General features: G+C 43.2%; 17 protein-coding genes and 1 pseudogene. 10 read left to right on the plus strand and 8 right to left on the minus strand.

Going from position 1 to position 21,235, the window contains the following annotated elements; all coding sequences use genetic code 11:
• Positions 1-99: 99 nt before the first annotated feature.
• Both FE810_RS03435 and FE810_RS03440 read left to right on the plus strand, forming a co-directional pair.
• Positions 100-1,338 (plus strand): DUF819 family protein, encoded by a 1,239-nt coding sequence (locus FE810_RS03435; protein ID WP_138318629.1) that lies wholly within the window; start codon positions 100-102, stop codon positions 1,336-1,338.
• Between the two features lie 63 nt (positions 1,339-1,401).
• Positions 1,402-2,853 (plus strand): pyridoxal phosphate-dependent decarboxylase family protein, encoded by a 1,452-nt coding sequence (locus tag FE810_RS03440; RefSeq protein ID WP_212744454.1) that lies wholly within the window; start codon positions 1,402-1,404, stop codon positions 2,851-2,853.
• Positions 2,854-3,033: 180 nt separating this feature from the next.
• Here FE810_RS03440 and FE810_RS03445 read toward each other — a convergent pair whose 3' ends face one another.
• On the minus strand, positions 3,034-3,666 hold the full coding sequence (locus FE810_RS03445; protein ID WP_138318630.1) for a HutD/Ves family protein: 633 nt from the start codon (positions 3,664-3,666) through the stop codon (positions 3,034-3,036).
• 351 nt (positions 3,667-4,017) lie between these two features.
• Between FE810_RS03445 and FE810_RS03450 the strand changes: the two genes are divergently transcribed.
• The 4 genes from FE810_RS03450 (at position 4,018) to FE810_RS03465 (ending at position 9,820) form a co-directional block, all read left to right on the plus strand.
• Positions 4,018-4,344: a hypothetical protein gene (locus FE810_RS03450; RefSeq protein WP_138318631.1), complete on the plus strand. Its 327-nt coding sequence runs from the start codon at positions 4,018-4,020 to the stop codon at positions 4,342-4,344.
• Positions 4,345-4,635: 291 nt separating this feature from the next.
• A complete protein-coding gene (locus FE810_RS03455; RefSeq protein ID WP_138318632.1) occupies positions 4,636-7,149 on the plus strand; it encodes a glycoside hydrolase family 2 TIM barrel-domain containing protein in 2,514 nt (837 codons plus the stop codon).
• A gap of 15 nt (positions 7,150-7,164) precedes the next feature.
• Complete coding sequence (locus tag FE810_RS03460; protein WP_138318633.1) at positions 7,165-7,692, plus strand: hypothetical protein; 528 nt, start codon at positions 7,165-7,167, stop codon at positions 7,690-7,692.
• Between the two features lie 313 nt (positions 7,693-8,005).
• Complete coding sequence (locus FE810_RS03465) at positions 8,006-9,820, plus strand: ABC transporter ATP-binding protein/permease (RefSeq protein ID WP_138318634.1); 1,815 nt, start codon at positions 8,006-8,008, stop codon at positions 9,818-9,820.
• Between the two features lie 45 nt (positions 9,821-9,865).
• On the opposite strand, the gene FE810_RS03470 is transcribed toward FE810_RS03465, so the two are convergent.
• Together FE810_RS03470 and FE810_RS03475 are read right to left on the minus strand one after the other, a co-directional pair.
• A complete protein-coding gene (locus FE810_RS03470; protein ID WP_138318635.1) occupies positions 9,866-11,695 on the minus strand; it encodes an SLC13 family permease in 1,830 nt (609 codons plus the stop codon).
• 430 nt (positions 11,696-12,125) lie between these two features.
• Positions 12,126-12,521 (minus strand): annotated as a pseudogene (locus FE810_RS03475) (VF530 family protein); the annotation flags it as partial.
• 239 nt (positions 12,522-12,760) lie between these two features.
• Here FE810_RS03475 and FE810_RS03480 point away from each other — a divergent pair.
• Positions 12,761-13,711 carry a glycosyltransferase family 2 protein gene (locus FE810_RS03480; RefSeq protein WP_138318637.1) on the plus strand — a complete coding sequence of 317 codons (951 nt, stop codon included), beginning with the start codon at positions 12,761-12,763 and terminating at the stop codon, positions 13,709-13,711.
• 31 nt (positions 13,712-13,742) lie between these two features.
• Positions 13,743-14,714, plus strand: coding sequence for a sulfotransferase family protein (locus FE810_RS03485; protein WP_138318638.1), 972 nt, complete (start codon positions 13,743-13,745; stop codon positions 14,712-14,714).
• 20 nt (positions 14,715-14,734) lie between these two features.
• Here FE810_RS03485 and FE810_RS03490 read toward each other — a convergent pair whose 3' ends face one another.
• Both FE810_RS03490 and FE810_RS03495 read right to left on the minus strand, forming a co-directional pair.
• A complete protein-coding gene (locus FE810_RS03490; RefSeq protein ID WP_212744455.1) occupies positions 14,735-15,457 on the minus strand; it encodes a DUF2182 domain-containing protein in 723 nt (240 codons plus the stop codon).
• A gap of 204 nt (positions 15,458-15,661) precedes the next feature.
• Positions 15,662-16,288, minus strand: a complete 627-nt coding sequence (locus FE810_RS03495) for a DUF1326 domain-containing protein (protein WP_138318639.1) — start codon at positions 16,286-16,288, stop codon at positions 15,662-15,664.
• 227 nt (positions 16,289-16,515) lie between these two features.
• Here FE810_RS03495 and FE810_RS03500 point away from each other — a divergent pair, with 227 nt between their 5' ends.
• On the plus strand, positions 16,516-17,361 hold the full coding sequence (locus tag FE810_RS03500) for an alpha/beta fold hydrolase (RefSeq protein ID WP_138318640.1): 846 nt from the start codon (positions 16,516-16,518) through the stop codon (positions 17,359-17,361).
• A gap of 40 nt (positions 17,362-17,401) precedes the next feature.
• Here FE810_RS03500 and idi read toward each other — a convergent pair whose 3' ends face one another.
• Positions 17,402-18,028 carry an isopentenyl-diphosphate Delta-isomerase gene (gene idi, locus FE810_RS03505; protein ID WP_138318641.1) on the minus strand — a complete coding sequence of 209 codons (627 nt, stop codon included), beginning with the start codon at positions 18,026-18,028 and terminating at the stop codon, positions 17,402-17,404.
• A 187-nt stretch (positions 18,029-18,215) separates the two neighbouring features.
• On the opposite strand from idi, the gene FE810_RS03510 reads away from it, so the two are divergent.
• On the plus strand, positions 18,216-18,509 hold the full coding sequence (locus FE810_RS03510) for a high-potential iron-sulfur protein (protein ID WP_138318642.1): 294 nt from the start codon (positions 18,216-18,218) through the stop codon (positions 18,507-18,509).
• Between the two features lie 20 nt (positions 18,510-18,529).
• Here FE810_RS03510 and FE810_RS03515 read toward each other — a convergent pair whose 3' ends face one another.
• Together FE810_RS03515 and FE810_RS03520 are read right to left on the minus strand one after the other, a co-directional pair.
• Positions 18,530-19,663, minus strand: coding sequence for a M14 family metallopeptidase (locus FE810_RS03515; RefSeq protein WP_171022242.1), 1,134 nt, complete (start codon positions 19,661-19,663; stop codon positions 18,530-18,532).
• Positions 19,660-21,135, minus strand: a complete 1,476-nt coding sequence (locus FE810_RS03520) for a glutamate-cysteine ligase family protein (RefSeq protein ID WP_138318644.1) — start codon at positions 21,133-21,135, stop codon at positions 19,660-19,662. Before FE810_RS03520 ends, FE810_RS03515 begins: the two co-directional genes overlap by 4 nt.
• Positions 21,136-21,235: the final 100 nt, after the last annotated feature.

Below are 21,235 nucleotides of genomic sequence, written 5' to 3' on the forward strand. Positions count from 1 at the left end.
CACAAATTTACATTTCCATGGCGGGTATAGGCTGGCATCGACAAATTCAGAATATTTGCAGTAATTGAAGGGCAAATATTATATGGTTAGCTGTCGATAATGATTATTGAAGTTTTCACTGTGGTCTCTGTATTTATTGCGCTTTGTTATCTATGTACGCCGGCACTTGTCATTTATTTAACCCATAGATTTTCATGGGCGGACAAAATCGGCGTTATTATCCTATGTTATGTAGGTGGGTTAATCCTTGGTAATTCTGGGCTTTTACCTGAGCAATCGTCAGGCGTACAAACCACCTTGGTCGACCTGTCTATTGTGATAGCTCTGCCGATGCTTTTGTTAACACTCAATATCCGCCAATGGTCAAAGATGTCACTCACCGCCCTGATAAGCTTGGTGCTGGCAACCTTGTCTGTGGTTACTGTCTCGACTCTGGTGTTTGTTTTTTATCAAGCGCAAACCGCAGTTGAATCGTCAGCGCAAGCGGGGCAATTAGTTGGAATGTCCGTCGCCGTATATACCGGAGGTTCACCGAACCTTGCGGCGATTAAATCTGCCTTATCTGTGCCCAATGAAGTATTTATCCAATTTCATAGCTTAGATACCTTATTTGGCGCGATTTACATACTATTTATGATATCGGTGGCAATCCCTTTATTTCGTAAATTCCTTACCAATGGCGCAATGCAAAGTGGCGTCAATACTGCGCCGGATGCCTCTCAAAATGTTGCCTCTCAAAATGTTGCCTCTCAAAATGATAGCTCTGATAATGATTACCGGGATTTATTGAAAAAAGCCAACCTAAGGCAACTCGCCATTATTGTTGCTTTGACTCTTGGTATTGTTGGAGTGTCGCTCGGCATTTCTCAAGCGTTTAAACAGCTTTTATCCGTGACCAATGTCTCTGCCATTATCATAGTGTTAATCAGTACCATTGCCATGGCATTATCCTTCAGTGAAAAAGTCAGAGGCCTGAAACTCGCATACAAGCTTGGTATGTATTTAATTTACGTGTTCTGTTTCACAGTGGCATCGTTAGCTGACATCGACAAATTGCTGGCGTTTGATCCGGTGATTGCGGTATTTGTATTCGGTACCGCCATTGGCAGCTTGGTATTACATGCGTGTCTTTGCAAGCTTGCTAAGGTGGATAGTGAAACCTTTATGATCACCTCGGTCAGTGCGATTTGCTCTCCGGCGTTTGTGCCGATGATGGCCAAAGCGCTCAATAATAAACAAATTCTGTTAACCGGTATGACAACCGGCATTATTGGTTATGCTCTAGGGAATTATCTGGGGATTTCTTTGGCGCTATTATTAACATCGATTCCTGGTTAACAGATATAAAAACGAATCAATAAGATAAAATTCTTTTTACTAAAAGATAGTTAAGGTTTTTCCATGAGTATTCATAAAAGCATGCCCGATAACGGCGTAAAACGTGATGAAATATTGTCACAGCTCGATAGTTTTAAGGAGCAGGATCCCAACTACAAAAGCGGCAAACTGTGGAGTCTGGTTTATTACATTGATGAGGCGCATCAGGAATTGCTAAAGGACGCTTACTTTAAATACTCCAGTGAAAATGGCTTAAACCCAACAGCGTTTAAAAGTTTGAAAAAACTGGAAAACGAGGTGATAAGCGCAACGGCGGATATTCTGAACGGCACCGATGAAGTGTGTGGTGTTGTTACTTCAGGTGGTACCGAAAGCTGTTTGATGGCAGTGAAAACCTATCGTGATATGGCTCGCGAAAAACGCCGGGTTAAAAAGCCGGAAATGATTATTCCTGAAACGGCCCATGTTGCCTGGTACAAGGCGAGCGAATACTTCAATGTGAAAATTCGCATGGTGCCGCTTAAAGAAGATTTAACCCCGGATCTTGGTAAGCTTAAAAAAATGATCAATCGCAATACGGTGATGATCTTAGGGAGTGCGCCAGAGTATCCGCATGGGACCATTGACCCTATCGAAGCGATGGGCGAAATCGCACTACAACATAATATTCCGCTACATGTAGATGCCTGTGTCGGTGGCTTCATCCTTCCTTTTATGGAAATGAACGGCGAGAATATCCCCCCTTGGGATTACCGAGTAGCTGGCGTAACGTCAATCTCTGCCGATATTCATAAATATGGTTATGCAGCGAAAGGCGCTAGTACCATTACCTATCGTAATCTTGAATATTTAAAGTATCAGATGTTTGTACAACCGAACTGGTCTGGTGGTGTCTTTGCGTCTTCAGCATTACTTGGAACGCGACCTGGGGGGGCATACGCAGGCGCCTGGGCGGCGTTACAGTATTTTGGCAAAGAAGGTTACAAAAAACTTGCCGACGAAACTTTGCAAGCGGTAAATCGCATTAAAGCGGGTATCGCTGGTATTCCTGAATTGGAAATTATGGGAAAACCGCAAGGACCACTGCTTGCCTATAAATCGATTGATCCTGAGGTGAATATTTTTGCGGTTGGCGATCAGATGAATGCGAAAGGCTGGCAAGTGAATAAAAACCAGAAACCGAATGGTTTACATGCCATGGTAACAGCACAACACTTAGCAGTGATTGATGAATATCTTGCGGATTTAAAAGATGCGGTTGCAACGGTGAAGGCAAATCCAGAACTGGCAAATCAGGGCGGTGCTGCCACTTATGGCATGATGGCTCATATTCCGCTGCGTGGGATGGTGAAAAAGAAGGTGTTGGAAATATACTCCGCCATGTATAAAGCCGGTGGTGGGCAGTTGGATCTTTCTGCGGCTGCCGACGTTGACACGGATGGGCAGGGCGAGAAACCAAGCCTTGTCGATAAAATTGCCACCTGGTACGTAAACCGAGCCTCAAAGAAAAGTTAAACGCTAATATTTTACATCTAATCCGCTTTCTCATTACCTGATAGTCGTTATCAGGTAATGATTGCTGATTCTGTTGTAACCATGTGAGCCAAGTTAATCGCAGATAATTGGGATGTTATTCGCTTGGCGATTGTGCCAATTATTATGAGCAGAGTTTATGGCGTGCCGGCTCTGTGACATTTATTCGTCTTGGTTCGCCTTTATACCTTGATGTCGAGACTCATCGTCTAATGATATTAATTGCACAAGAATAAACGCCTGGCCGAAAATGTTTATCTCGGTCGCGTCATTACTGCTAACTTTTAGTAAGTGATTCGGCAATAGCGTTACCTGTTCTTTATGACGCCCCTGACCCGTTAGCGTTATTGCCAGTGTATCGGTAAGCGCATAGACGAAACACAGCTCATCGATGGTGGCTGAAATCGAAACAGGGTTAGGATAGGTTTCGACTCTGGTATCAATTCTCGTTTTATCGGTGATGATATTAAAATCTCGAATTGCTCCTTGGCTTAATTTAGCGACGGTTTTACTGCTGCCATCGAACGTAGCGAACTGCAGCACTTGATCCAGTGTATCACTGGTTTGCGCATCGTGAGTTAGGGTGATCCCCTGGCCGTCAATTAACACCAGGTTTCTTAGGTATCCGCCAAAATCTGAAAACTCTCCATCTTCAACTACGTCAGCCATGCTCAACCGCCAAGCAAAGTTACTAAAACTTGCGCCATCATTTATCGCTAACTCAATGGTTGTTCCTTTACCATTTTTCCATGGGCTTAATATGAACTGTTCTGGTGTCGTTATTGTGTATTGCATGGAGATCGGTTGCCTGAAAGTAATTTGTGGGGATCATAATCGGCAAAATTCAGCGAATCGGCCATATAGATGAGATTATACCTTTGAATTTAAGCCATCTTGTAAGAAATATAAAATTTTTTGCCTCGTAAACCGATGGATCATCAATGCTCCCATCCAATTTGTTGTAAATTTACACAAAAGTTACAAGAAACTGTTATTAATCTATATAAATAAGAAAATTTCAGCCATAAAACGCCATTATTTGTAATTTAATTACATAAAGCGCTAGCTTTCTTAGAGTTGTTACTCTAAAATAGCCTTAAGTTAGAGCTTTTGCTCACATTTAAACATTTATATACGGGATTACTTATGAAAAACACTTTAGCAGTTACATTATTGGCTTTGTTAGTATCAACTTCTGCAAACGCGGAAATTTCTTACAGCAAATATACTGAGCAAGAATCTTTTGGTCCATATGCTCGCCTTTTGACTTCTTTTAACGAAGTGAAAGTTGTTAAAACTGCAAATGGTGGTGAAATCACCTGTCGTGTTGACGTTTCAAATGGCGATACTGTTGTTAAAGGTAAAGAGCGTTCGGTTACCGAGAGCGAATTGGCTATCAGCCCTCTAAAAGCATGTTTGAAAAAATTCGAAGCCCGACGTCTTGCTGACCGTGGCGACTTTTGGTGGAAATAATCGTTTAATTCGCACGAATCGATTTTTACGTATCCCTTAGGTACCTCCCCAGTTGTGAGGTATCTATGATTAGCCAGCGTTAATCGCTGGCTAAACCGTTTTCTCAAATTCCTCTGAAAACCAATTTCTACGTATTATTCTACTTCCTACTTCCTACTTCCTACTTCCTACTTCCTACTTCCTACTCTCTACTTTCTAACGCGTGCTAACCCATAAACAATAAATTTTCGCATTCGTCCGGACTCGTGTTATTGTTAACATTAAACAATAAGGGGTTGGGTTAAGTCTAAGATGTTATTGAAAATTTCAGGTGCTCGCGCATATATCGCGATTTTATGTCTCGCGATGAATATTCATTGTGTTGCTAAAGAAGTCGATTTTAATCAAAATTGGCGCTTTATACTTGGTGACAAAATATCATTTGCTCAGACATCCTTCGATGATAGTCACTGGCAGTCGATTCAGTTACCCCATGACTGGAGTATCTTGCAGTCATTTGATGAGAAATTAAATGGTGCAACTGCCTACCTTCCCGGCGGAGTCGGTTGGTACCGGAAATCCTTTAAGACCAGCATCGACACCAAAACGCATAGACAATGGTTAAATTTCGATGGCATTTATAACCACTCGGAAATATTTTTAAACGGCGAAAAAATTACCAGCATGGTTAATGGTTATACGCCATTTTCTATTGATATCACCCGTTTATTAAGAGCCGATGGCAACAATAATATTCTGGCGGTTCGTGTTGACCGACGTCGTTATATCGACAGTCGGTGGTATACCGGTTCTGGCATCTACCGGGACGTAAAACTGATCACCAAAGCCAACTTTCATATCCCCATGTGGGGAGTGCAGTTCACCACACCTAAGGTCAGCGAGAAGTTGGCGCATGCTTCGATAAAAATCGATTTGAAAAATGACTCTGATATCGCGCAAACAGTTCAACTCGTGAGTCAAATTTTAGATGTCGATGGTAAAGTCGTCGCTCGCACAAAACGCCAGGTAGTGCTCGATGCGATTAGTTCCGGATCAGAATCTTTTGATTTAACTGTCGCCGATCCGAAGTTGTGGTCGATTGAATCCCCAGAGCTTTACCAGTTACAAACACGAATATATCAAAACGAAAAATTGATCGACCAGCAGAGTGAAAGAGTTGGTTTTAGAAGCTTCAACTTCGATGCCAAAACAGGCTTTTGGTTAAATGGAAAAAATCTCAAAATTAAAGGGGTTAATTTACATCATGATGCAGGAGCTGTTGGTGTTGCCGTTGCCGACGATATCTGGCGTCGCCGTTTAACAAAATTAAAAGACGCAGGAGTTAATGCGATCCGTACCGCTCATAACCCTATGTCTGCAAGGTTTTTGGATCTTTGTGATGAAATGGGTTTTTTAGTCCAGGGTGAGATTTTTGATGAATGGGATAATCCCAAAGACAAACGATTGAATCAATGGGAGCGTCACGAGGATTTTGTTAGCCGGGGATATGCCGATTACTTTCAGGAAAACGCCGAGGTAGATTTAAAAAATGCCATTTTAAGAGATAGAAACCATGCTTCCATTATTATGTGGAGCATCGGCAATGAAATTGAGTGGACATACCCAAGGTATAAACAAGCATCTGGATATTTTGATATGAATGCCCAGGGTAACTACTTTTATAATCCGCCGTTTATCGACCGAGAACAAATTGAAAAACGATTTTACGAACAAAAAGCCGGTGATTATGTCCTTGCCGATACCGCTAAAAAATTGTCGAAATGGGTAAAAGAGGTGGACGAAAGCCGGCCTGTGACCGCGAATTTGATTCTTCCTTCGGTGAGTCATGTTAGCGGTTATACCGAAGCGCTTGATGTTATCGGTTATAGTTACCGCCGCGTAATCTATGACTACGGTCATCAACATTACCCCGACAAACCGATAATGGGGACGGAAAATGTCGTGCAATGGCATGAGTGGCAAGCGATTGAAGACCGTCCTTTTATCGCGGGCACTTTTTTATGGACCGGCATAGATTACCTTGGAGAGGCTCATAACCGATGGCCAGCAAAACATATTGATGTTGGAATGCTAGACACCGCCGGGTTCGATAAACCAGGATTTCATCTTTACAAAACGTTATGGAGTAACGAGCCTCATGCACATATCACCACCCAGAGTCTTGAAAAATCGTCCTATAAACAAGGCGAGGAAGGCGAGTTAATCGACATGCGTAAAGGTGGCTGGCAGCAGCGGGTCTGGACTTGGTATGAGGTGAATCATCATTGGAATTATCAAGGTAATGAGCCAATTGTCGTCGAAGTATTATCCAATTGCCCGGTACTGGAATTGACGTTAAATGGCAAAACAATGGGTAAGAAAAAGCTTAAGGATTTTCCCGATAGAGCCTACAAGTGGTTAGTACCATTTAATGCCGGTGAGCTCACTGTTTCGGGGGATAAAAATTGTCAAACAACGGATACTTTGATTACGGCAACGACTCCGGAGCAAATCTTGGTGAGCACCGATTTAAAGGAGCTACCGATGGATAACAACCGCGTTGCCCATATTGAAGTACAGTTATTAGATGCCTCAGGTAACCCTGTGCGGCATATGCAGCAGCAAGTTACGCTGGATTTGTCGGAGAATTTGCGCATGATCGCCAGTGACAATGGCAATAGTGCTTTGATGCAGACTTATCAGTCTTCGACCCTGCTAACTCATCAAGGCAGGGGGTTGTTTTTAGTCAAGCGTATTGGCGAAGGTGAAGCAAGCATTCGTGTTTCGGGTTCGGGGTTGCAAAGTGAGAAATTGACTATCGATTAAATGCCTAGGAGAAAAATGAACTTCATTAATAGAATCGTTGTTAACGGTTTCACTGTGATTTGCATTGTCTCTGGTTTCCACTCGATTCCTGTTCAGGCGCAAAGTGATTGCGAAAAACATCGAAAATCGCTGGCCCAGGTGCGTTCAGAAATGCGCTTGGGTTATCGAGAGCCTCGGGGTAATTATCTGCGCCAAAAAGAGCGGGAGCTCAAAGATAAAATTCGGATATGTCATAAATATCCAAGGTCCACAAAAAAACGTAACAAGCCCCCCGCGAAAGCATTAAAAAAAGAGGCTCTCCCAGCAGCCAGCCCTGCATCCACTGTAGCGGACTTTCAAATTCGAAACCCTGATCAATTAGGGGATCAGGTGTTGCACATTAAAGGTCTATTTACCGGTGAAAAACAAACTGCCTGGTTGCGATTTTATCAACCCCCCAAGCAATGCCTGCACCCTAAATCAACCCGTATATTTGCCAAATGTCTGGCCTATCGGGATAAACAAGCGGCGATGTTTTCAAAAGTTTGGGGTAAAAGCGAGTAGCGTGCATAAATGTTTGTCGAGTAGTTGCTTGTCGAGTAGTTGTTTGTCGAGTAATGACAGTGAATGATTCTAGCAATCGTTTTTCACCCTAGCCCCAATCATCCTTATGTGATTAATATCTTTAATTAAATTGCGCTTACTCAGGTTAACGCGAATACTCATTAAAACGTCCCTGTATTTGCTAAACTCGGGTGCCGATTGTTTAATAAAACCCAATGTTTAAGCGAAATGAATATTTGTTTGGCTTATCCGTTTTAATTTCAATGCGTTGCCCATATATATGTACTTGCTTCGCGACGCCCAAGGAACCTTAATGCCCACTGATCCCACAACCACTGAGAAAGACCTTCATTCTGAAAGTTCAGAAACAAAAGCGAATAAAAGGTTAAGTATTTTAATGGAGTTAGTGCAATTTGTTCGGCCTTATAAAGGGCGTTTAATTGCGGCGATGATAGCATTAGTTTTTACGGCGGTTGTGATGTTGTCGGTGGGACAAGGCGTGCGTATGCTCATCGACCAAGGCTTTGCACAGCAGTCGATGGAAGAGCTTAAATCTGCCGTGCTATTTATTCTTTTCGTTACCGTTTTATTGGCAATAGGGACTTTTACCCGATTTTATCTGGTGTCCTGGCTTGGAGAGCGAGTGAGTGCAGATATCCGCAAAGCGGTTTTTAGCCATGTCATTACTTTGCACCCTAGCTATTTTGAAACCAATGGCAGTGGTGACATTATGTCGCGGATCACTACGGATACGACATTACTGCAAAGTATTATCGGTTCTTCGTTTTCGATGGCACTTCGCAGTGCCTTAATGTGTGTAGGCGCCATGGTGATGTTGTTTGCGACCAACATCAAACTCACTGCTGTGGTGTTAGCGTCAGTGCCATTTATTCTGGTTCCTATTTTGTTTTATGGTCGAAAAGTTCGAAAATTATCACGTAAAAGTCAGGACTCAATGGCGGATGTGGGTAGTTACGCTGGAGAGGCCATTGAACACATTAAGACGGTGCAGAGTTATAGCCGTGAAGAGCAGGAACGACTCGAGTTTTCCAAAGAAGTGGAAAAAGCGTTTGAAATTGGCAGGCATAGGGTTGCGCAGCGAGCAACCTTGATTGCCGGCGTTATTATTATTGTTTTTGGAGCGATTACCGGCATGTTATGGGTCGGTGGTAGTGATGTGATTTCCGGCAAAATGACCGGTGGCGATCTTGGCGCCTTTGTGTTTTATGCGATCTTGGTTGCTTCCAGTTTGGCCACAATCTCTGAAGTCATTGGTGAGCTGCAACGGGCTGCAGGTGCCACAGAAAGGCTGATTGAAATCCTGCAGGAAGAAAATCATATTCTGCCTCCGACGGAACAAATTATCGATGCCAATGATTTACAACCGATTGTTGCGTTTGAGCAAGTCTCTTTTAATTATCCTTCTCGGCCAGATCAATCCGCTATTTCAAGTTTGTCATTAACGGCAGATACAGGCAAAGTTCTTGCCCTTGTTGGCCCTTCCGGCGCGGGGAAAACAACGATTTTTGAATTACTACAACGTTTTTATGACCCTCAACAGGGTAGAGTAACTCTGGGCGATATTGATATTCGCAAACTCGATCCCAAAGCGTTACGAAACAAGATGGCACTTGTGCCGCAACAACCGGCACTATTTAGTTCCGATGTTATGCATAATATTCGTTATGGTCGACCTGACGCAACGGATGATGAAGTGATAACCGCTGCGAAAAAAGCCCATGCTCATGAATTTATTGAGAAATTACCGGAAGGCTACCAAAGTTTTTTAGGGGAGCGGGGCGTACGGCTATCGGGCGGACAACGACAGCGTATCGCAATCGCCAGAGCTATCTTAAAAGATCCGGATATTTTGCTACTTGATGAGGCAACCAGTGCGTTAGATAGTGAAAGCGAGCATCATGTTCAGCAGGCCTTAGAAGAGTTGATGCAAAATCGTACCACCTTGATTATTGCCCATCGCTTATCCACGATTCAGCATGCCGACAAGATTGCGGTAATGGATAACGGCGCAGTTGTCGATACTGGCAATCATCAGACATTGTTGCAGTCGTGTGAGTTATATCAACGTCTGGTTCACTTGCAGTTTCATGCGAAGTCAGCCAATTAATGACTTTAGCAAGAGCATAGTCGATTCGAATTGTGGTTGATATTGTTACAGCTGATAGTAAAGCGCTAAAAACGCAGTAAATCCTAATCCCATGATTAGGGTTAACGGTAATCCGACTTTAAGAAAGTCTGAAAACTTATAGCCACCGGCGCTAAAAATTAGCAGGTTGGTTTGATAGCCAATTGGCGTGGCATAGCTCATGTTTACCCCAAACAACACGGCAAGGATGAACGCCTCCGGAGGCGCTCCTAACTCTTGAGCAATATTGATAGCGACCGGAGTACCGATAACGGCAGCAGCGGTATTGGATACAACATTGGTTAACAGTGACATCAAAAATATTAGAGCGCCGAGAATTACTACCGGGGGGGAGCCATACATTATCTCGATAAATTGATGCCCAAGAAATTGATCGGCACTGGTAATTTGCATTGCTTTACCTAATGCTAGCGACACGACAATTATCATGATGATCGATGGGTTCAGTGCATGGCTCATTTCTCGCCAGTTTAAACATCGGGTAATAAGCATGGCACCAACACCGGTCAGCGCACTGACTGAAATCGGCATGATTTGTAATGCGGCTATTGCGATCACCGCAATCATAATGAATATTGCAATGGGCGCGCGATTGGACGATGGCAGATGAATGGTGTTATCCAGTACCAGTAACCGAGTGTTTTCTTTAAGTCTTTGCAGATTGTCTTTATGCCCCTGCACCAGCAGAATATCACCTCGATGCAATTCCACGTCTGAGACTGAGCTGTCTATGTACTGGGGTTTGTTCATTCGATGCAACGCTAACACCACCAGTTCATGAATTCGAGAAAAACTACTTTCTTTAAGGGTTTTGTTTGCTAAAAAAGATCCTTCGGTCACCAGTATTTCTGCCAAGACCTGATCGTCTTCGTCTAAAGGGTTGTCTTTGGATATTGGATGAGTCTGATCGTTAAGGCTAAACAGATCGGCTTTAAATTTTTGACTATAATCCAGCAACTCGACCGCCGTGCCACTAATAATCAAGTTATCGCCATTTTTTAAAGTAATCGTTGGCAACTTAATAAGTTGGTTCTCACCGCGAACGATTCTCGACACCCCCATCTTGTAATCTGTACTCTGCAATACTTCGCTTAACATTTTGTCATTCAGTAAGCTGTCTTCGCTGACCATTAATGAGGCTTTGTATATTCGACTTTCATTGTTTTGCAGTGGAACTTCCCGAGAGGGGAGTAGCAATGGAGCGATAAAAATAAGATATAAAATGCCGATACTGCCAACCAGGATCACCGGTAAAGCAAAGTCGAACATTGTAAATGAGTGCACCCCTAAATCATCGGCAACGGCGACGATTAGTAAATTGGTTGAGGTACCGATAGTCGTTGCTGTACCACCAATCAGTGTGGCTAGTCCGACCGGGATCAATATCTTAGAGGGAGCTTTGTTATTACTGAGTGCGACTCCGATTAATACCGGTAAAAGCATAACGACAATTGGCGTGTTATTAAGAAAACCACTAAGCAATGCGCCGATGATGAGAGTCATCGCTAAACTTAACGTTGGATATTGACCCCAATATTTCGCCATCACCGATGTCAGGGGTTTTAACGCGCCACTGATTTCAATACCTCGCCCCAACATCATTAACGCACATATGGTTAACAGAGCTTCATGACCAAAGCCCATAAAAAATTCCGCGGGATTAAATGTTTGTCCTGATTCTAATTCCAAGGGGTATAGTTGAAACCCGAGGATCAGCGCAATAAGGATCAACAGACTCGATGTTTCGAGACGAATACGTTCCTGAGCGAACAGGATTAACGCGACTAGGATCAGTAGCAAAACGGAAATACTATGGGGATTTAATAATGGAGTCATGCATTCCAATGATTGTTTGGGGCATTAAGTGATCCAATTATAGTGTGTCCACGAAAATGGGGATGAAGACATCAAAGACTTTACCTTAAAGTATTTAACTTGGCCTAATAGAAAATAGAAGCTACCTCAGATGCATAGCTCCAGGTACCGGGTGAGGTTGCGATATTTACTTGTGACCGAGCTAAGGTGAGCTAAGGTGAGTTGAGGCTGAAGTTTAGTGTATTTAAAAAGTCCGAAATAAAATACGGACTTTTTTATTTAAGTTAGTTTTGCAACACTACTTGTTCTTAAAATCCGCATAGGGATCAAATTTTCCAGCCTCTTTGGATTCGACTGGCTTTCGTGGCGTTTCTTTTGTTGCCTGTTGACGATAAGGCTTGTCTTGGCTTTTACTACTGTAACTCGTGTCTCGTTGGTTGCGATTCCCTCGACTGTCACTTGCACTACGATTGTCTCTGTCTCGTGCGGACTGAGCGCGTTTTTCCTGCAAGCGCATACCATCTTCCACAGAAAGCTCTTGTGGGTCTTTTGGCTTTTGCTCCATCGGGACAATGCGATCTCGCGGAGGTAATTCAAACATTGCGTCACTGGCACGGGGTAAGTTTTTGAATTGATAGAGGTAAAAGCTCTCGACTTTTTGTTGCGCCCAGTCAGTTTTCTTCAAAAACTTTAAGCTGGCTTTAATGCTAGGGTTCTGCTTAAAACAGTTCAGATTGATATAGGCTGCAAGAATATCCCAACCATAATGATCCACTAACTGAGTGAGTACTTGCTCGAGACTTGTCCCGTGCAGTGGGTTGTTTTCATATTCTTCCGGAGTGTACATATCTTGGCCTTATTTAAACTTCAAACGTGGTAAGGCTTCATTATAAAGGATTTTTGTGAACAAAGATTCTTTGAACATGGCTTGTTGTGTTGTTATCTCATTATTTTTTCGAAAAATTTAGAAACCTAAACCATACTTCTTACTGGAAATAATAAAAAATAAAAAGGCGCTGTTCGTCTATAGGGATATATCTAACCGAGTTCTGAATTCAGAACAATCGATTATCTACGGGTTCCTATATGAATAATAAGCAAACTCAGCCTTTGGTTTCGGTAATTATACCTGTTTACAACGGGGAGCAGTATTTACCACGAACCGTTTCCTCTATTCTTGAACAAGAATATATAAATATTGAATTGATTTTCGTTAATGATGGCTCCAGTGATGAATCCGCAACGCTATTGGAATCATTTAAACAGCAAGACCCGCGGGTTAAAGTCTTCCATCAAGAAAATGCCGGTGTTGGTGCCGCGCGTAATTTTGCTGTTTCAAAAGCCAGTGGAGAGCTAATCGCGTTTTGTGATCAAGATGATCTTTGGCATCCGCAAAAATTAGCGAAACAAGTACCATTATTTGCTAATCCCAAAGTGGGGTTGGCTTACTGTGGTGCTCTAAGCGAATATACCGAACGTCAGGGAATGCATACACCGACTTTTGAAGACAAATATCGCGGCGATGTGTTTGAGCACTTAATCCGTATAAATATGCTGACGTGCTGTACTGCGGTGATGCGTAAATCTCTTTTCGACTATGTCGGGGGATTTGACGCCGATAAGGAACTCATGGGCGTAGATGATTGGCATTTATGGTTGAAAGTTTCATTGTTCAGTGAATTTGACTATGTTGAAGAACACCTTGCCACCCATGTCTTTCATGGCGCCAACTATTCTCAAAATGATTCGGCAATGTACATTGCCGAATTAGTGTGTCTGGATAAAATAAAGAACTATCTTATTGAATTAAAGTTAGATAAAGACATTCCGTGGAGCAAAATTAAGTTTGCCAGCAGTATCCGTTATGGTAAGTCCTTCGTTTACTGCGGTTTATATAAGCTTGCCGGCGACACTTTCATTCAGGCGGATAGATGGGTCTCATCACCGAAATATCGATGGGTGGGACGATTACTTAAGGTTGTACCAGATATTCTATTACGATTCGGTCAACAAAGTCGGCGACTGTTAACCCGCTAGAACCCTAGGCAAATGCGAAAGGAAAACGCGATTGAAATCTGAAAACAACAATATAAAACAGCATAAAAATGCGGTGCGAACTCAAAAGGCCGTTATTGTTATCGGCATGCATCGCAGTGGAACATCGGCGTTATCCGGTGAACTTTCTCGACTTGGTGTCTTTATGGGAAAGCATTTGCTCAAGCCGCAAAAAGGGGTAAATGATAAAGGTTTTTATGAAAATGCGCATTTGCTGGCGCTTAATGAACAGCTACTGGATAGAAATCAATTAAGCTGGGATTATCCGTTGCTGCCGCCGCCGTTTCCGGAATCTATCAGTGCGAAATTCAAACGAAAATCCCTGGCGTTTTTAGAAAAAGAATATGGAACTGCTCCGCTTTGGGGAATGAAAGATCCCAGAGTCTCTATTTTACTGCCGTTCTGGCATGAGGTTTTTCAGTCCGCTGATATCGAACCTATCTACGTTTTAATGATTAGAAACCCTCTGGAAGTTGCAGCATCCTTACACAAACGCGATAAGTTTAGTCAGGATAAAAGCCTGATGCTGTGGCTTAATTACAACTTTTTTAGCTATTTGTATTCCGGGAAAAACGCTAGAGTGGTTATTGATTTTGAACAGTTACTCGAGCATCCAGACTCCGCGATGGAGCCTCTGGTCTCGAAATTGGCTATCGACGTGGAGCAAGGCCAAAGCTTTATCGATAAGAGTTTAAAGCGACAAGTCGTTGATGCCGTTGAGGTAACAGGAATACTTCCTACATTGGCTCTGGATTTGTATCGGGCGATTATTGACGACAACAAACCGAAAGTGGATAGCCTTTTTGAGCAATATCAGGTATATCAATCGAGCATACACCCGGTACTGAAAGAACACTTGCAACAGGTACAGGCTAGTGAAGTGCACTTTCGTCATCGTTTTGAAAACCTATACGATAGTGTCACCTGGCAATTGGTTCGGCCATTGAAAAAATTAGAAAGTATGCTGACAACTCGGCAGTTTTAAATTAGGAGGCGTGGCATTATTTACACTAAGAAACTAATGCCGTAGCCCGTCAATAGTACGCCGATGAATTTGCTGAACTGCTCACCTTTCGGCGCGATTTTTTCAATTAGCACCAATAAGGTTAAAATCAATATCCACTGCAGGTTCATTACTCCAGTGACAAATAATATCGCCATCAAAAACCAGCAACAGCCTACGCAATAACTCCCGTGAGTAAACCCCAGATTTAAACCTCCCCTTAGCCCTTGTTTCCAGCCTTTACTAATGACGGCAAGCGGTGAACGGCAAAATTTTAAACATTGCTGCTTCCAGGGGGTGAATTGATACACACCGGCAATAATCAAAATTGCCGCACTAAAATAGGCGTTAGCACTATCCATCATCGGGGTGAGCAGGGCGAGGTGATGGAACCAATACTGTAAAAATGTGACGAGTAATGAATAAAGCGACCAGGCAATAATATAGCCGAGTACGAAGAATAAGGTCGGCGTATAGGATTGTTGATTGCTTAACTGTTGTTGATTGATTTTGTCAATGAGCATAATGACCGGAATGGCTGAGGGTAGCATCATGCCTGCCATCATAATGGCCCACATCACAAACAGCAGGAAAATATCGCTACTTTGCCACGTGGCAACGGGATCCATATTCATGGTCATGCCAAATAGCATGTAATGCCAACTTAAATAAATAACAAATATTAACGTTGTGAAGATAAACAGTCTGTGTATGTTCAGTGACATAGTCTTTCGCGCCGTGTGCCAGGTAATATTCAGTACCTGAAGTTGTTATTTTTAAGACATTATCCCCCTCCCAGATCTAAAAGGTAGGATTAAACTCGCCCCATTCTTTAATAAAGCCTAACAAAAAAGCCTTGTTTTAGCCTGCCTTAGGGTTTTGAGCAAATTACGCGTCGTAATGAACGATAGGTTTCCTGATCGGGAAACTTAGCCATTCGGCCAGTTTACAATCGCATTTGCAGCAAACGTATCGTCAAAATTAAATGCGATATTGCCATGATTGACTTTTAACGCTTTGGTACGACCAACTTTACCGTCATTCCATAAAAAACCGCCGCCGGGATAGGTAATATGTACTCGATTTTCGTCACCGGTAACAGGATTCACATGCGGGGTTTGTTCTGCTTCTAATATGCCATCTATCGCAACCGTGGAGTTGAATTCATTCACCTTGAGTTTGATGTCTGCCATAATTGGTCCGTCGAATGCGCTGAATAATGAGGCGATTGCAGTTACGGGCATACCGCCGTGCTGACCAGACATGATGGTTGCCATTGCACTGACTTGCTCTGCCGTGGCGGATTTATCAATAAACAAAGCCCCATCGCCATTGCCTTCATGCATGGCTTTTGGCCATGATGCAACGAGCACCATTTTTACCCCTGCAAGATCAAGTTCATTTAAGTGACCTTCGATCACTTCATAACCAATAATTGCCTGGCAACCTCCATCTTCACTGGTTGGAAAGCCAGCAAATTGACATCCACAACCATGGTTACAACTACAGCTTTCGATGTTATGCATTTTCAGCGACCAATTCTGTTGTTCTGACATAAGTATCTCCTAGAGAAACAGGGTTAGATCCAATTCCATTGAGTATAGGACAACAGCGCTGAATTGATGGCTTGCTTCTTGAATTTTAATTGATTACATTGACCAGCATGTTTAAGCCTTTGCGGGCAACGGGTATACTAGCGAAAAGACTTAGAATGCAGGAAAATCCGATGCCTGTTCCATTAATCGATTTTTATTTAAACCATTATTCATCGTAGAAGTAGTTGATGACTCCAGATTTATTATTCCACAAAACCTATACGCACTCGTCCAGTAAGGAATGGGTGGTTTTTGTCCATGGTGCTGGCGGTAGTTCCAATATTTGGTTTCGCCAAATCAAGGCATTTAAAAAGCATTTTAATGTATTACTTTTAGATTTGCGGGGGCATGGCGAGTCAGCACCCTTGAAAACAAAAAGCTTGTTGCCTTCACGCTATACTTTTAAAGATGTCAGCCAGGATATTTTGCATGTATTGGATCACCTTGCAATTAGTCGAGCTCATTTTGTCGGGATATCCCTTGGTACTATCTTAATTCGGAATATTGAAGAGTTAGCGCCAGAGCGAGTCAAGTCTATGGTGCTCGGAGGTGCGGTAACTCAGTTTAACTTCCGCTCGGCATTTTTGGTGAAACTTGGTGATATGTTCAAACACGTAATGCCTTATATGTGGCTCTACAGGTTATTCGCTTTTGTCTTAATGCCGAAAAAATCGCAAAGCTTGTCCCGCAATATGTTTATTCGCGATGCCAAAAAACTTTGCCAAAAGGAGTTTAAGCGATGGTTTAAGCTGGCCGGAGATGTGAACCCTTTAATGAAGTTTTATAAGGAAAGTCGAACTAAGACGCCTTTGCTTTATTTGATGGGCGAGGAAGATCATATGTTTATCGGTCCGGTGCGCGAATCTGCGGCTCGCCATCCTAGCGCACAATTACAGGAAATCGCTGACAGTGGCCACGTTTGTAATGTTGATCAGGCGGTTACCTTCAACCAGTATTCGATTGACTTTATTCAGTCACAAATCTCCATTGATGTTGAACCGCAGCAAGAGGCAGATATTGTTCTACGTCGCTAAAGCCTAATACTTTTCTAAACCGCTATCGGCTGACACAATCCTATATTGCCAGCTCAGTAAGTGCCTCGCGGGTTTTCGAAAAAACAGCGCTAAACCAGGCAGTAAACCTCGGTTCAGATTTAAATTTGCTGTTGCTCAGGGGCTGGCTTTGGGCTTGGTGTTCGGATTGATTATCGGCTTGAATCTCTGAATAATCCAATGCCGCTTCAATTTCGGCTTCGGTCCACCATCGACAAGCCATCACTTCATCGGGGTTTGGCGATAGCCTTATTACCGGACACTCACACAACAGGATATGATCATATTCATGTTCAATTAAGCCATTTTCCAATTGTGCTTTGTAAATTATATGCCCGATACTTTTAAAACGCAGCGGCGTAAACAAGCCTAGCTCTTCACCCATGCGGCGAAGCGCAGCGACGGAGATCAGCTCGTAATTTCTTGGGTGTGAGCAAACGGTATTACTCCACAACCCACCACTATGATACTTATGCAATGCACGCTGTTGTAGCAAAAATTCTACGCCTTCATCGGTATGTCGAAATATCATCACTGAGAACGCCAGGTGCAAATCGCCATCGAAGTGAGCGGCAAGTTTTTCTTTAAGGCCGATAGGCTTGCCTTTTATGTCGCAAAGCACAACTTGCTCTTGATGATCAGACGGCATAATTCACTACAAAATTCGATTACTGATTCTTAAAGTTTAGTCTGAAACTGAAGCCATGCTGTAACTTTGCTGTGAACCGGATATCGTTTCTTGTTCAATCGGTGGCATTTCATCTACGCTTAGAAGTGATGAATGCAACCTACGCAAGGGTAAAGCGTCATCCTTAATCAGCTATGAGGGCAATGTTATGTCGAAGTTTAATCGCCGTTCGTTTTTAAAGTTATCTTCCACTTCAGTGATCGGAATCACATTAGGCGGGATCTCCTTGAAAAGTCTGGCCGCCGAGAAATTGGACTTAGATGACCCAACGGCGAAAGCGTTAAAGTATGTCCATAAATCTGCAGAGGAAGGAAAGAATTGCGCGAATTGCGCACACGTGCAGGCGGGGGACGATCCAGAGTGGAAACCCTGTGCATTATTTCCGAATAAACTGGTCAACAATAATGGCTGGTGCAGTGCCTGGATGCAAAAAGCCGGTTGATAGTGAATGCAGTGTCTGCTCTAGGGGAGTGAAACTGCATAGAGCAGGCAATCAGACAAAGCGATATCAACGCGATTGGTGATCATAAACAGACGCAGATTTGTTTTGCATTGCAACTGTTCGCCCTGCAACTGAAAGAGGTCGTGGATTCTTTCCTGGCCTTGCTCGTCCTTTGCGCTTAGTGCTGAAAACCCTCGCGGTGTGGCCCAACCAAGCGTTTTTCCTGCTTGCCAGTTAGCAAAATTGAACCTGTCGATATCGGCGAGTAGGGTAATATCAAAATCTGGATTTTTTCTGGGTCCATAACCTAATTTCACCTCTTTGTTCGGGAGAATTTCGAGACGAATTGGGTCGTTGAGGATAATGCTTGGTTCACTGTCTTCTTTTAATTCTGGCAGAGTCGCCAGCATCAATCGATGTATTCCCGTATATGCGGTTTGTGCCGCCAATTCATCACCAGTTCCACCACATTCAATGGTCACGCAGGGAAACGAAAATGCAAGTTCAAACAAGGCGCCGATATTAATATTTGAGCGCACGGTATAGGGACTAAATTGTTTACACAACAATAAATGCGCATCGCTGACATGACGTATCACGCTAAATGCCGGACTGGCCCCAGAAGTATTGTGAAGATCAATGAGCCAGCGAGGATTGAGAGCGTTAATAAATCGCCAGATACGATATGCCAAAATTTGTGGCTCGGAATAATCATCAGGCAAGGATAATATGGGTTGTGATTTTCCGATAGTTTTTGACTGGCTAACTCGTTGGTGAATATTTTGCAGGGTTTTCTCGGTAAAACAACGGTTTAAATCGGCTGCGCCAGGTAGCATCCGGTGAAAAAACAAAGGTTCAGTCGCTGCCGCTTTGACGGATGCGACAAGAATATAAGTGTCATATAAAGGGACCGGTGGATTACTAATAAGTCGTCTTAACGCTTCGATGCCTGACGTTTCATTACCGTGTAACAAGGTTGTAAATAATTGTGGTTGTGTGTGTCTTTCCCGTGCGGGAAAAACCACAATAAAGGGCTGATTGTCAAAATTCCGGATAAAATTATCGAGACTATCCTGAGCATCAAGCTGCTGCGGTGTATACAGTTTAAAGCCGAGATTATTTGCTGCGCTGACGATGTTCGAAGAAATTGTCATCGCGCACTCGTTTGCCATTCACTGACGGGTAGATCCTGACGTTGATAGACCATATATTGCTGTAACATTTGCGCCAAGGCTTGTTGTTTAGGGTAGGTTGCTTTTAGCGCATTGAGTTGTTGTCGTTGCCAGCAAGCACCGGAAGTCTGGGCCTTCCAACGCTTTTTGAAAATCGTCAGCCAACGCGTTGCTTCTACTTCATCGACGCCAATTTTGATTAATCCTTCCCAGGCCTTTGGCCACAAAAGCGTCAAAATTTCATCCGCGGAATGCTCTTCTAATCCAAACCCATTTGCTTTAGGCCAGATCAGTTTCGCATGAATGCCGTGTTTTGCGGCGCGATAAAAATTATATTCCGCGTATTTAAAGGGAAGTTTCACTAGCAGGGATTCGATGTCGTCAGCAAGGCCGTGTGCCAGGCCTGTCATGACCGCCGCATTCGCAACCATATCGGATACCGTTGGTCCTGCAGGCAAGGTTCTTAATTCGACGCGAAGGTGGCCTTTATCGTGATGATCATAGATACCACGGTTCCAGCTCCAAACCGTTCCCTGGTGCAGCTGCAATTCTTCAAGTTTTGGCAGGTGCTTATTATTGCGCGGATCTTCGGGATAAATTTCTGAAAAGATCGGTTCGTACAATCGACTATTACTGGCAAAAAGTTCCCATAATCCATGACGATTCCATTCTTGACCATAAACGACTCTTGGTGGGCAACGCCATTCTTTGTGGTCGCGCCGGGTATCAATAGATTGTTTAAATAACGCGATTCTTGTCTCGTCCCATAACTCGTGACCAAGTAATGTAGGCGAGTTGCAGCAATAAGCCAGAACAGGTGCTGTGATTAACTGTACCGCATTGTATATATTCGAAAACTTTTCTGTGGGTACGCGAATATGCAGTTGAAATGAAGTGCCAGCCCCCTCAAAAGCGATGGACTTGGTGGTGAGCTTGAATGGGTCTTTACCATCAATATTCAATTGAAAAGGTTCGCCCCTGTCTTTAAGTAATAAGGTGGAAAACAGCTTATACCGTTGCATATCCGAGAGTACATCATCGTTAAGATCTAAGTCGGACAGGGTCGGAAGAATACCGATACTTACCAGCTCATTTTGTTTTTCATTGGCGACCTTATTCGTTGCTGCAATAAGCGCTTTTATTTCCTCTGCAAGACGAGTAAATGGCATACCAAGGGTAGGTTGAGGGCTTAGATTGAATTCTAGGTTATAACGATTTAATTCCAACGTCTGCCGAGGATCCTGGCATTGTTCCAGCAACCATTGATTGCAGTGACTTGCCTGCCCAGACCGGTCAATAATGTTCGTTTCCAGTTCCGCGCCAATGCTAAGAGGTCCCTGACCAAAATCCGGCTGTTTTAATACTTCTTTTAGGGTGATCAATTGCTCGTCAAGGCGCTGCTTGAATAGGGTGGAGTCTTGATCCTCCTCTTTCGTAAATATTTCTCTGCCCATGCGCTTTCCCTTTAAATGCAATTAAAACATCGGTGCCTTAGCTAAACCTGATAAACAAGCCTGATTATAATTTTATTGTAGTTGATTGAATCAATAGTCA

Source organism: Thalassotalea litorea, assembly GCF_005843925.1.
Classification (GTDB): Bacteria; Pseudomonadota; Gammaproteobacteria; order Enterobacterales; family Alteromonadaceae; genus Thalassotalea_A; species Thalassotalea_A litorea_A.

Bases quoted from the DNA above. Each gene is read 5' to 3' on its own strand.
- FE810_RS03515 (WP_171022242.1), bottom strand. From the start codon at position 19,663: ATGACAATTTCTTCGAACATCGTCAGCGCAGCAAATAATCTCGGCTTT.
- FE810_RS03480 (WP_138318637.1), top strand. From the start codon at position 12,761: ATGAATAATAAGCAAACTCAGCCTTTGGTTTCGGTAATTATACCTGTT.
- FE810_RS03455 (WP_138318632.1), top strand. From the start codon at position 4,636: ATGTTATTGAAAATTTCAGGTGCTCGCGCATATATCGCGATTTTATGT.
- FE810_RS03435 (WP_138318629.1), top strand. From the start codon at position 100: ATGATTATTGAAGTTTTCACTGTGGTCTCTGTATTTATTGCGCTTTGT.
- FE810_RS03510 (WP_138318642.1), top strand. From the start codon at position 18,216: ATGTCGAAGTTTAATCGCCGTTCGTTTTTAAAGTTATCTTCCACTTCA.
- FE810_RS03500 (WP_138318640.1), top strand. From the start codon at position 16,516: ATGACTCCAGATTTATTATTCCACAAAACCTATACGCACTCGTCCAGT.
- FE810_RS03440 (WP_212744454.1), top strand. From the start codon at position 1,402: ATGAGTATTCATAAAAGCATGCCCGATAACGGCGTAAAACGTGATGAA.
- FE810_RS03490 (WP_212744455.1), bottom strand. From the start codon at position 15,457: ATGTCACTGAACATACACAGACTGTTTATCTTCACAACGTTAATATTT.
- FE810_RS03495 (WP_138318639.1), bottom strand. From the start codon at position 16,288: ATGTCAGAACAACAGAATTGGTCGCTGAAAATGCATAACATCGAAAGC.
- FE810_RS03450 (WP_138318631.1), top strand. From the start codon at position 4,018: ATGAAAAACACTTTAGCAGTTACATTATTGGCTTTGTTAGTATCAACT.
- FE810_RS03460 (WP_138318633.1), top strand. From the start codon at position 7,165: ATGAACTTCATTAATAGAATCGTTGTTAACGGTTTCACTGTGATTTGC.
- idi (WP_138318641.1), bottom strand. From the start codon at position 18,028: ATGCCGTCTGATCATCAAGAGCAAGTTGTGCTTTGCGACATAAAAGGC.
- FE810_RS03520 (WP_138318644.1), bottom strand. From the start codon at position 21,135: ATGGGCAGAGAAATATTTACGAAAGAGGAGGATCAAGACTCCACCCTA.
- FE810_RS03470 (WP_138318635.1), bottom strand. From the start codon at position 11,695: ATGACTCCATTATTAAATCCCCATAGTATTTCCGTTTTGCTACTGATC.
- FE810_RS03445 (WP_138318630.1), bottom strand. From the start codon at position 3,666: ATGCAATACACAATAACGACACCAGAACAGTTCATATTAAGCCCATGG.
- FE810_RS03465 (WP_138318634.1), top strand. From the start codon at position 8,006: ATGCCCACTGATCCCACAACCACTGAGAAAGACCTTCATTCTGAAAGT.